The sequence below is a fragment of the Dongia sp. P2_B8 genome, from assembly GCF_056404715.1.
The window spans coordinates 1-11,906 of sequence record NZ_JBFUDM010000001.1; the positions used below are offsets into that span (position 1 = coordinate 1).

The following is an 11,906-nucleotide window of genomic DNA, read 5'->3' on the forward strand; positions in this document are numbered from 1 at the left end:
TTCAACGACACGCTGCGCGGCAATACCGGCGCCAACCGCCTCGACGGTGGTGCGGGTATCGACACGCTGGAAGGTGGGAACGGCAACGACACCTATGTGGTGGACAATGCCGGCGACATCGTCACGGAGCTGTCGGGCACCAGCACGGGCACGGATAGCGTCGAGACCTTCCTCGCCAACTACACGTTAACAGCGAACGTTGAGAATCTGACGTTGCTGGGTGCCGGAAACATCAACGGCACGGGTAACGGCCTGGCGAACACAATCACGGGCAATGCCGGCGCTAACGTGCTCGACGGTGGCACCGATGCGCTGATCGACACGATGAAGGGTGGCAAAGGTGACGACACCTACATTGTCCGAACTGCTACTGACTTAGTTACGGAGCTGACTGGCGAAGGCACGGATACGATTGACGTCCGTGTCACCGGCTACACCATGGCGGGTTTTGTCGAGAACCTGACGATCGGCGCCGGCCTCTCTGGCATCACGGCGACCGGGAATACGCTGAATAACATCATGACCGGTAACTCGCTTTCCAACAGCTTAGATGGTGGCAATGGAGATGATGTACTCGACGGTGGGGCCGGCAACGACGCCATGACGGGGGGCGCAGGCATAGATACCGTGACCTACGCGAATTCCAATGCTGCGGTCACCGTGGACATGACGGCAAATACTGGCTCTGGTGGGTTTGCCCAAGGGGATACCTTCGTCACCGTGGAGAATTTGATCGGTTCTCAGTTTAACGACGCCATGACTGGAACCTCAGGCGACAATTCGATCTTTGGCGGCAAAGGCGATGACACTCTGTCTGGTGCTGCAGGTATTGACCGTCTCTATGGTGAGGATGGTAGCGATATCCTTATTGGCGGCGCGGGCGCAGACGTTCTTAGTGGTGGCATCGGAGTCGACACAGCATCCTACGTGGGATCGGCCGCTGCAGTCGTCGTAGATCTTGCAAAAAATACTGCGACTGGCGGTGATGCTGCTGGCGATAGCCTGACGTCAATTGAGAATTTAACGGGCTCTGGGCTCGCCGATACGCTAATTGGGAGTAGCGGCAACAATATTCTCGATGGCGGTGCAGGCGCTGATATCCTGGACGGCGGAGATGGAACAGATACGGTAACGTATTCGAACTCTCAAGCCGCTGTATTTGTGAGCCTGAAGAACAGTGCCGCATTTTATGGCGACGCCGAAGGAGATACGCTCTTCGAAATTGAGAATCTGACTGGCTCAACTTTCGCCGACACTCTGATTGGTGATAATCGCAATAACAAGCTAGATGGCGGCGCCGGCGCGGACACCATGGATGGCGGTGATGGTGCCGATACCTATGTTGTTGATAACGTGAACGATGTCATAACTGAGAGAGCCGATAGCGTTGGCTCTGATTTGGTGTTGGCAAATGTGACGATAACGCTGGGGCAGAATGTTGAGAATCTGGTGTTAACGGGCACAAGCAAGATCGATGGCACTGGAAACGAACTAACCAATCGCATTACAGGCAATAGCAATGCTAACCAGCTGGACGGCGGTATTGGTGCAGACTACTTGGCCGGCGGCGGTGGCAACGACATCTACTTTGTCGATAACGTTGGTGATGTGACTATCGAAGATGTCGACGCAGGCATAGACCTAGTTCTGTCGAGCATTTCTACGACTCTAGGTACGAATGTTGAGTGCCTGACATTGACGGGAAGTGATGAGATTGATGGTACTGGCAACGACCTAAATAATATCCTAACGGGCAATGGTGCCGCCAACAAACTAGATGGCAGTGCCGGTGCTGATACGATGGTCGGTGCGGCCGGTAACGACATCTATGTGGTCGATAATATTGCTGACGTCACAACAGAAAATGCCGGCGAGGGAATCGATTTGGTATTCTCAAGCGTCGCAACAACCCTCAGCGCGAATATTGAGAATCTTACGTTGACGGGCGGCTTGGTGCTTAACGGAACCGGCAACACATTGGACAACGTTATCGTTGGCAATAGTGCTGACAATCAACTTGATGGCGGGACCGGTGTCGATACGTTGGCGGGTGGGCTCGGCAATGACATGTATGTGGTGGACAATGTTGGCGACGTTGTGACAGAGAGTGCGGGCGAAGGAATAGATCTGGTTCAGAGTTCTGCCTCTCACATGCTTGGGCTCAATGTCGAAAACCTGACGTTGACGGGATCTGGCGGGATAAATGGGGCCGGAAATGCGCTCGACAATATCATTATAGGTAACAGCGGCGCGAATGAACTGACAGGTGGTGATGGTGCCGACACGCTGGATGGTGGCGCCGGGATTGACAAACTGATTGGCGGCGCTGGCAACGACACTTACGTCATTAATAGCTCGGTTGATGTGGTGACGGAAATTGCCAACGAAGGCATCGACACTGTCTTGAGCTCGATTACCTATACACTCGGTGACAACGTTGAGAACCTGACTCTGATTGGAACTGCAAACCCTGTTAGCGGGACTGGTAACGCGCTCAATAATGTGATCATCGGAAACTCCTACAACAACACGTTGACTGGTAAGGGTGGTGCGGACCTCTTAGACGGTGGATCTGGTGTTGATTGGGCCAACTATTCAGGTTCGTTGACAGGGGTAACAGTAAGCCTAGCTGCTGGTACCGGTTCTGGTGGTGATGCGGAAGGTGATACGCTGGTCAACATTGAAAATTTAAGCGGGTCTTCTCAGAACGATAGCCTTACCGGAGACGCTGGTGACAATCGTCTTGTTGGAGGATTTGGCTCCGACAAGATGTTTGGTGGACTGGGGAACGACACATACGACGTGAATCTTTCTAGCGATGTCGTGACGGAGAATGCTGGTGAAGGTACGGATACCGTCGAAACCTCCACAACCACTTATACTCTCAGCGCGAATGTAGAAAATCTCATTCTGACCGGCACCAGCGGGGCTGAAGGAACCGGAAATGAACTCGACAACGTAATCATCGGCGCCATCGGTCTGAACATTCTAAACGGCGCAGCGGGCAATGACCGGCTTGACGGCCGCGGTGGCAATGACTTCTTGAACGGTGGATCCGGTAACGACACCTATGTGGTTGATAATATCGGCGACGTCGTAACAGAAAATGCGAATGAAGGGATTGATGCTATCGAAAGCTCGGTCGCAATCTCAACTCTGGCGGCCAATGTCGAGAATCTGACCCTGACGGGTGGATCAGCCATCGGCGGTGCCGGCAATGCGCTGGACAATCAAATAAGTGGCAACAGCGCTGCCAATACGCTGACCGGCGCGGATGGAAACGATACCCTGGATGGTGGCGACGGCAACGATACGCTCATCGGGGGCCAAGGCGCCGACGAGTTCCGCTTTGGTCGCTCTGGTGGAGTGGACATCGTTGATGCCTACGATACCGATGGTGGTGCCGACAAACTCTCCATTGCCAGTGGCGTTGCTATAGACCAAGTCTGGTTCTCGCAATCTGGTAATGACCTGATCATGACGATCATTGGCACCAATGACACGGTGACGGTCCAAGGTTGGTATAGCAGTACGGATCGCCAGCTCAATACCGTCCAACTCTCCGATGGAAAATATGCAACTGCGAGCGATGTTGAGCAACTGCGCTCGGCGATGGCCTCCTTCAGTCCGCCACCGCTCGGTCAATTGACGCTCGACTCAACGACCTTGCAGGCTCTGACGCCGACTCTTGCTGCCGCGTGGCATTGAGAGCGAAATAGAGTGCATTGAGGAAAGCCGGACCAGACGTCGCTCTGGTCCGGCTTCTTTTCGATTTCGGGGGATTTGTCAGCGAGCAAGAAGCTGCTGGCGTTCCCCGTGGCTACCGATAGGATTGCTTCGCCGGCAGTTCGCTTAGCAGCATCGGATTGTCAATCGGCTGCCTTGAGGCGATGAAGACCGCTCGGGTCAGTTCGGTCTGCGGTGCCACTGTCCAGTCGATGGGGAAGTCTTCGTGAACCGGCTGCGTCTTCGGGACATAGACATATGGGAAGAGGGCCGCGAGTCGGTTGAAAATCCAAGGGCGTGTTGGCCGACAGCCGACACCGTCGAAAGCCTGAGTCTGAAGTTGTTTGGGTTCCGCAACAATGTTGGCGGCCTCGTAATCACCGACCGAGACGCAGGTTTCCAGCAGGAGCAAGTCACCGCACAGCGTCGCAAAGAGCTTCAGAGCATTATCCGGATCAGCTAGGTGATAGAAAATACCGTAGGCATAGACGATGTCAAATATGCCATGCGCAGTGGGGCTCAACGCGCCCACATCGGCTTCGATCAGTTTCCACTTTGCAGTAGGAAGATAGCCATGCTTCCCAACGAATTCCATAGTCGCTGCGAAGAATTGGCAATTCTCTGGACGCGCCTCGACGCTCGTTACGGTGCAGCCACGATCTAAGAAGAATGAGGTGTGATCGCCAAGTCCTGCACCAAGCTCAAGAACAGATTTGTCAAAGACATCCAGGCCCAGCGTCGCCAGATGCTCCTGGCGGCGGCTGTTGTTGCGCTTATAGCTTGGATTGCGAAATATTAGATTTAACGCGTCGAAATTCATTGGATGAGGCCTCACTGATACGAGAGCACAGAATGTTCCAATTATCTTAACAAGGAGTGGCGCTGCTGCCTAGATGGATAGCTGTGATGCGTGCAACCTACTTCAGCTCAGGGGAAGCTTCTGGAATGACCTGTCGGTCCCTCTCGGCTAATTCAATGCTAAAATTTGCATCCTAATTCTGTCAGAAGTTCGCCACGTTCAAGAGCTTCCACGTCGCTCTCATGCGCGGATGAGAAACTCAATATCATAGAGCTTGCAAACGGCGAGTATGCCAACGTGAATGACGTGGAGCAGTTGCGTACAGCAATGTCTGCTTTTGACCCGCCACCCCTCGGGCAGATGACTTTTAATCCCAGTGTACTGCAGTCGCTAACCCCCGCTCTCGCGGCGGCGTGGCACTGACTCTCTTAGGTTGAGAGAGAATGCGGTTCCGGCTGAGACACTGCTAGTCGGTAGGAGAGCTTGTCAGACAGTAAGGTTATTGGTGTGTCTGTTTATCAATCAAATGGTCGACCAGAGACGGGCTATCCAAAGGACTTCTTGATGCGACAAAGACCGCACGCGTCGTGCTGGCGCTGGGAGAGACGGTCCAATCCGTTGGGAAGTGCTCGTGCGCGGGTTGTGTTTTGGGCAAGTACACGTGGGGAAATAGCTCTGAGAGCCTGTTGAAAATCCAGGGGCGCGTTGGACGACAGCCAATACCCTCGATCGATTGTGTTGCGACGTGACCCTGCTCTGGAGCAAGGTTCGGCGCTTCGTAATTGCCAACTGACACACGTGTTTCAAATACTCTGATGAGGGACAGCCGGCCGAGATCAAGCATCTGCTCATCCGACTCCGCCAGCAGGCGTGTGCACATTCCCTGTGCGCGGATGGCCAGCTTGCTTTCGCGAATTAGAAAGTTGGCAAGATCATCGCGACCGAAGACGCTGGCGCTGACTGCGGTCAGCGTTCTGACCGCATAGTCGACTCGCTCGGGATGTAGCAGCGGAAGATCGGTAACGCCATGGCCGCCTTTAATCCCCCGACGGTTGGCCAGATGGCGCTCGAATCCGCTGTCAAGCAATCGCTCGCGCCCGTCCTCGCTGCCGCTTGGCAATAGGCCGGCCGAACGATTTCTAAATCCTTATAGCTTTCGGCAGAAATATGCTCCCACAGGTGAGGTGGTCGTATTTATCAGATTTTATTGGCGCCGCGCGATCGGGGATGCACCGCATCCACGTCGAAGAGTGCGAGGCGCCGGGGAAGGATCGGGAATAAGCGCGGCACCGGACGGGGAAAATCTGGTCGCCGCAAAGGCCCTCCCAGCAAGCCTTGCCGAACATGGTTTCAAATTGGCGCGCGACACCCAGAATGGAGAATCGGCAGCGGGCGAAGCCGAAATCGCAATGGACAGTTTTCTTGGTAGCAAATGGTCGGTTTTACGGGGCGCGGAGAATATCGATCGAACGCCGCTGCTACCATGCTCAACTGATTTTCGCGGCTTAGGTCCCTGTTACGGTGTGCAATTTTCCCTGTTACTGAGAGTAACTTTCCCTGTTTGAGAGTAACTTTCCCTGTTATTGAGAGTCGATTATTCTCTCGAAGAGCCTGATATAGCGGGCATTGCGGTAATCGAATGGGCCTTTTGGTCAGTCAAAATCGCGAGATTCCCTGTAATTTCGCTGCTTAACAGGGAAAATAAAGAGAGACGGGTTCGCCACGGACTGCCAGCACAGCCAGACTCTTCCTCTCTACTTCGCCAGTTTTGCGGCTTCCGGAATTCTCGCGACATTCCCGCCGGTTAGGCTCAGTTGACGCGCGAGGCATGCCACAGAGACGCCAAAACGGTGCGAATTCGGCGGCCGCCACTGGCCTTGTCTCCGAATGCCAAAGTTCCGGATATGGTGGCTTGCTAATTGCCATGCGATCGGGGCGGATTGCAGTCTGCCTCGGGTCGACTTTCACTAGATTGAGTGAGCGTTCGAGTGGAGCTGCCCGAGACGCGGATTAGGTAAGCAGTTTTGCCCGCTGCTCGTCCCACGATACAGGGAAGGAGAGGGGACAGGCCCGCTTGAGAGCCTCAGGTGTCAGACTGATCGGCTGCGTTCCGGAGACAATCGTCTCCGTAATGTCCGGCGCGAGGAAAGCCAGCGATATCTTCTTGCTGATATAGAGCGCGCTGATGCCGGATGGCCGAGCAAGCTCTGTAACACTGGCGGCTTGCCCATTGGCTAGATCGTCGAACCATCGGCGGGCTTGAATGATCTCCCGCAGTAAGTGGTCATCGACGCCGGCACAGTTGCCGTCATCGTTGCCGATCACCAGTCTCACTTCCTGGCCGCAGCGGATGAACTGGCCGGTACCTTGATCTCGATGTGCTGTCCGGCCTGTTCCCTATCGATCGATATCTGTTCAGCAGCGTCAATATCCTGGTCCAGCAACAGTGTCGGCGGCTGTGCATCATTCGACGGTGCCGATCTCCTCTTCAGAAGATTAACTCCCGCCTTGCTCCTGGTGCCGGCGCTCTTAGCGGCCCAGATATCTAACGAAAGGGCGACGGGCGGGTGATCGTGATCTCGGCAGCAGATATTTGCCGCAGCCCCTCCGGCGCCAGCAGCAGCCGGACGCCGCGTGCTCAAGCCCGCCTCGACTCAGCGGGCCATATTGCCAGTTGACAGTGTCGATCTTTGATATAATAAATCATACCTAAATGAATAAAGAAATGATGTTGGGGAGCTCAGGGTGCAGATCACTGCCGTCACCGCGCGCGTCTGCAATGCCGAGATGCGCAACTGGATCTTCGTCCGGGTGGAAACCGACCAACCGGGACTGTTCGGCTGGGGCGAAGCGACACTGGAATGGAAGACGCGCGCTGTCGTCGGAGCGGTCGAAGATCTGGCCCCACTTCTCATCGGCCAGGACCCGCGCGATATCGAGCACTGTCTGCAGATAATGACGCGCCACGGCTTCTGGCGCCTCGGTGTCGTTGGCATGTCAGCGGTGAGCGGAATTGAGCTCGCATTGTGGGACATCCTGGGCAAATCTCTGGACGTGCCGGTGTGGCGCTTACTCGGCGGTAAGGTGCGCAACTATCTGCGCACCTATACCCATCTCGGTCTCGGCGACATGCGTGCCGTATACGAGACGGAGACCGCTGCCAGCATCGTCGAGCGCGGCCGCATCGTGACGCAGGCCGGCTACGATGCGGTGAAAGTCGTCTGCATCCCTTACACCCACTATACGGCTACCAACCAAGGCATCGACCGTGTAGGGGAAATGCTTTCTGATCTGCGTGCGGCCCTTGGCCCTGAGATCGACATCATGGTGGACTTTCATGGCCGCCCAGCCTCGGTCAATGCCGCCATGGGCTACATTCAGGCGATCGCCGCGAGCCGACCGCTCTTCGTCGAAGAGCCTGTGCCGCCAGAAAACCTGGCCGGCCTTGCCGAAATCACCGCGCGTTCGCCGGTGGCCATCGCCTCAGGTGAGCGGTTGGTGGGACGTCGGGAGTTCGAGCCTGCGATCCGCGCGCGCGCGTTCAACATCGCGCAGCCGGATATTTGCCATACCGGGGGCCTGCTGGAGACCAAAAAAATCGCCGCCATGGCGGAAACCGCGGGCATCGGCCTTGCTCCACACAATCCGCTGGGGCCGATCGCCGGTGTGGCGGCACTGCATTTTGGAATCGCGACACCCAACGTCGTGATCCAGGAAGAGATGTCAGGTGCCGTCGCCTGGTATGGCGAGGTGGTCCAATGGCCGATTGAGCGGAAGCCCGGCCGTTGGGATGTGCCTGAGAAGCCAGGTCTCGGCATCGAGGTGGACGAGAAGGTCATCGCAAAGCATCCCTTCCAGCAGGAAGTTCTGCATGCCCGCAACGCCGTCATGCCTGACGGCACGATCGTCGATTGGTGATGCGAGATGAGCGACCGTCTCCAAGGTAAAGTCTCTATCGTTACGGGCGCCGGTCAAGGTATCGGTGCAGCCATAGCCCGTGTCTTTGGGCGCGAAGGCGCTGCCGTGGTGGTGGCAGAGAAGAATGCGGAGACGGGTAGCGCGGTCGCGTCCGCGATCGAAGGCGAAGGTGGGAGAGCACTGTTCGTCGAGACGGATGTCACTGACAAGGCCGCAATCGAGCGCTTATTAGCGGCAGCGACACAGAAGTTCGGTGTACCACGCATCCTCATCAACAATGCCGGCGCCAATGTCTTCCATGAACCTTTGGAGATGCCGGAAGAGGAATGGCGGCGCTGTTTCGCGCTCGACCTAGAGGCGTGCTGGAGCTGCGCCCGCGCTGTCCTGCCCGGTATGATCACGGCGGGAGGTGGTGCTATCGTCAACATTGCAAGCTGCCACGCCTTCCAGATCATCCCGCATTGCTTCCCCTATCCCGTAGCAAAGCATGCTTTGCTCGGTCTGACGCGCGCACTTGGCGTTGAATACGCTGCACGTGGCATCCGCGTGAACGCCATCGCGCCGGGCTATATCGAGACACCTATTGCAATCGACTACTGGAATACCTTTCCGGATCCTGATGCCGAAAGGCGCCGGGCCTATGACCTGCATCCGCCCAAGCGGATCGGCCGACCGGAAGAGGTTGCGATGACGGCGCTGTTCCTGGCTTCGGACGAGGCGCCGTTTATCAACGCTGAAACGATCGTCATCGATGGCGGCCGCTCAGTGCTTTATCACGATTAGGAAAACCCGAGAAACGGGTTCAATTGGGAGGAGACAAAAATGAAGTATGCGGCGTGGCCAATCACAATGGCCCTCATCATGGTGGCCGGCATTTCGCAATCGACGGCCCAGGACATCAAGATCGGCTATATCAATAAGATGGGTGACCATCCCTGGTTCGTCGCTGAGGTCGCCGGCGCCAAGGCCGCGGCGGAAGCCGCAGGTGCTAGCTTTCAGGCTCAGGACGTGCAGTTCAATGCGGACCTCACCGTGACGACCTTCGACACAATGGTCGGTGACGGCGTCAAGGGCATCGCCATCGTCGTGCCCGACAAGGGTTTAGGGCCAGTGATAGCAGATAAGGCGAAGAAGGCCGGCATCAAGCTCGTCGCGGTCGATGACGACATCTATTTCCAGGACGGTACGCAGGTGCCCTATGTCGGCATGAATGCCCATAACATCGGCACACGTGTCGGCGAGGAACTGGCCAAACTTTATCAACAAGAAGGATGGGCGGGGAAGGAAGTGCGGATCGCCTCGATTGAGGACCGTAAGGCTGATACCTGCATGCAGCGGAATAAGGGTGCCGAAGAGGCATTTCTCAAGGCCGTGCCGGATTTTAAGCCAGAGAACATTGTGCGCGTGCCCTACGATAACACGATGGTCAATTCCATCGACGTCATGACCACAACCTTGACGGCCAACCCCAACGTCACCAACTGGATCTTCTATTCCTGCAACGACGACGGCGTGCTGGGTGCTGCGCGCGCCATGGAAAATTCCGGCTACCAACCAGACCAAGGCATTGGCATCGGGATCGACGGTAGCCGGGCGTGCGACGCTTTCGGCGGTGGCAAGCCCGGCGCCTTCCGGGGCACAATGTGGCTCAACTCTGAAAACCACGGGGCGACAGCCGTGAAATTGCTGGTCGATGCCATCAAGAATGGGACGGAACTTCCGACGCAGACTTTCACCAGCCCGGAATTCATCACTGCGGACAACTTCGCCACCACTTATAAAGCGAAGCTCTGCAAGTAAGCGTATAATCTAGCGCGGATCGAGGGGCTGCTCGATCCGCGATTTCTTTCACGGTGACATTCGGATGCAAACTTCCGATCTATCCACCAGAATAATGTTGACCCTGCATGGTATCAGCAAGCGCTTCGGCATCGTCCAGGCACTGGACGGCGTCGCATTGACGGTCCGTGCCGGTGAGATCCTCGCGCTGGTAGGCGAGAACGGCGCCGGCAAATCGACCATGATGCGTATCGTCGAAGGTGTATTTCCGCCGGATAGCGGCAGCGTGACGATGGACGGCAAGACGGTAGCGTTTAAAGAGCCGCGCGAAGCGCATCTTGCAGGAATCCGAGTCATCCATCAGGAGCCGGAGATAGTTCCCTATCTCACCGTGGCGGAAAACATCTTCATGGGTGACATGCCGAAGAAGGCCGGATTATTGCTCGACTGGTCGACCTTGGAAATCAAGACTCGGGCGATCATCAACGAATTCGGCATGGAGCGCGATCTGCGCCCGCGCCAGCTATGCGACGCACTGGGACCGGCCCAGCGGCAGATGATCGAGATCATGCGGGCTGTCCGTTCGCAAGGACGATTAATCGCTTTTGACGAGCCAACGTCTTCTCTCACCGATGACGAAGCGCGCCGCCTCTTCAAGGTGATCCGGCGGCTGCAGGCGGACGGAGTCTCCATCGTCTACATTTCGCACCGCCTAAATGAGGTGATGGAGCTCTCCGACCGTGTCACCATTCTGCGGGATGGGCGCGTAGTCGGCACGTTCGCGACGACCGAGCTTAGCGAGGAAGCCATCACCCGGCACATGGTTGGGCGTGATCTCAGCAGCTTGTTTCGCCGATCGTCTCGTGTTCCCGGAGATGTCGTGCTTGAACTTGCCGGGCTCCGTACGGACAAGATCCGCGATATCAGCCTGACCGTCCGGCGCGGCGAAGTGTTGGGAATCGGCGGCCTGATGGGTGCCGGTCGCTCGGAACTTGCCAAGGCGATCGTGGGCTTCGATCGGCGCAAGAGCGGTACAGTCACAATGAATGGCAAGGCCGTAATGGCCAACAGTCCGGCAGAGGCTATCCGTGCCGGCATCGGTTTTGCACCCGAAGACCGCAAGCATGAAGCACTGCTGTTGTTCCGTTCGATACTCGACAACGCGGCCTTGTGCATTCCCGACAAGACCGCGCAAATGGGTTTCTTCAGCCGTCGGCTTGCGATGGATGTGGTAGGAGAGCTTGCCCGCAAGATGGCGATCAAGGCTCCTAATCTCGACGAGTTGGTGTCGAAGCTCTCGGGCGGCAACCAGCAGAAGGTCATCTTGGCGCGATGGCTGGCGCGCCAACCGGCCCTTCTAATTCTCGATGAGCCAACGCGCGGCATCGATGTCGGCGCTAAGTCGGAAATCTATCGCCTGATAGATGAATTGGCGGCCCAAGGTATGGCCGTCGTCCTCATTTCCTCCGAAATGCCTGAACTGATCGGTCTTGCCGACCGCGTCGCCGTCATGGCCGGCGGTGAAATCATCGGCATGCTGGAGGGCGACGGAATTACGGAACGCAACCTGCTGCAACTGGCGATGCCGCAGAGAACGACAGCTCTTCAGAAAGCGGGTTAAATTATGAGTGCGATTGGGAGAGAGGCCATGGAGCAAGGCGATGGGCAGTCGGGGAAACGGCGC

Annotated in this window: 8 protein-coding genes; 5 read left to right on the forward strand and 3 right to left on the reverse strand. The window is 56.6% G+C overall.

Annotated features, from left to right (window positions below):
* The coding region (locus tag AC1DWZ_RS00005; protein WP_477166798.1) for a beta strand repeat-containing protein at nucleotides 1-3,708 on the forward strand (3,708 nt) is incomplete at its 5' end.
* Nucleotides 3,709-3,820: 112 nt separating this feature from the next.
* Here the strand turns inward: AC1DWZ_RS00005 and AC1DWZ_RS00010 are convergent.
* From AC1DWZ_RS00010 to AC1DWZ_RS00020, 3 genes are all read right to left on the reverse strand, one after another.
* Nucleotides 3,821-4,546, reverse strand: a complete 726-nt coding sequence (locus AC1DWZ_RS00010; protein ID WP_477166799.1) for a class I SAM-dependent methyltransferase — start codon at nucleotides 4,544-4,546, stop codon at nucleotides 3,821-3,823.
* A 478-nt stretch (nucleotides 4,547-5,024) separates the two neighbouring features.
* The gene (locus AC1DWZ_RS00015) at nucleotides 5,025-5,612 is read right to left on the reverse strand and encodes a hypothetical protein (protein WP_477166800.1); all 588 of its coding nucleotides are present in this window, start codon (nucleotides 5,610-5,612) and stop codon (nucleotides 5,025-5,027) included.
* Nucleotides 5,613-6,535: 923 nt separating this feature from the next.
* The gene (locus AC1DWZ_RS00020; protein WP_477166801.1) at nucleotides 6,536-6,850 is read right to left on the reverse strand and encodes a hypothetical protein; all 315 of its coding nucleotides are present in this window, start codon (nucleotides 6,848-6,850) and stop codon (nucleotides 6,536-6,538) included.
* A 420-nt stretch (nucleotides 6,851-7,270) separates the two neighbouring features.
* On the opposite strand from AC1DWZ_RS00020, the gene dgoD reads away from it, so the two are divergent.
* From dgoD to AC1DWZ_RS00040, 4 genes are all read left to right on the forward strand, one after another.
* On the forward strand, nucleotides 7,271-8,443 hold the full coding sequence (dgoD, locus tag AC1DWZ_RS00025; protein WP_477166802.1) for a galactonate dehydratase: 1,173 nt from the start codon (nucleotides 7,271-7,273) through the stop codon (nucleotides 8,441-8,443).
* Nucleotides 8,444-8,449: 6 nt separating this feature from the next.
* The gene (locus AC1DWZ_RS00030; RefSeq protein WP_477166803.1) at nucleotides 8,450-9,226 is read left to right on the forward strand and encodes an SDR family oxidoreductase; all 777 of its coding nucleotides are present in this window, start codon (nucleotides 8,450-8,452) and stop codon (nucleotides 9,224-9,226) included.
* 39 nt (nucleotides 9,227-9,265) lie between these two features.
* Nucleotides 9,266-10,243, forward strand: coding sequence for a substrate-binding domain-containing protein (locus tag AC1DWZ_RS00035; RefSeq protein ID WP_477166804.1), 978 nt, complete (start codon nucleotides 9,266-9,268; stop codon nucleotides 10,241-10,243).
* Between the two features lie 94 nt (nucleotides 10,244-10,337).
* Nucleotides 10,338-11,843 carry a sugar ABC transporter ATP-binding protein gene (locus AC1DWZ_RS00040; RefSeq protein ID WP_477166805.1) on the forward strand — a complete coding sequence of 502 codons (1,506 nt, stop codon included), beginning with the start codon at nucleotides 10,338-10,340 and terminating at the stop codon, nucleotides 11,841-11,843.
* Nucleotides 11,844-11,906: the final 63 nt, after the last annotated feature.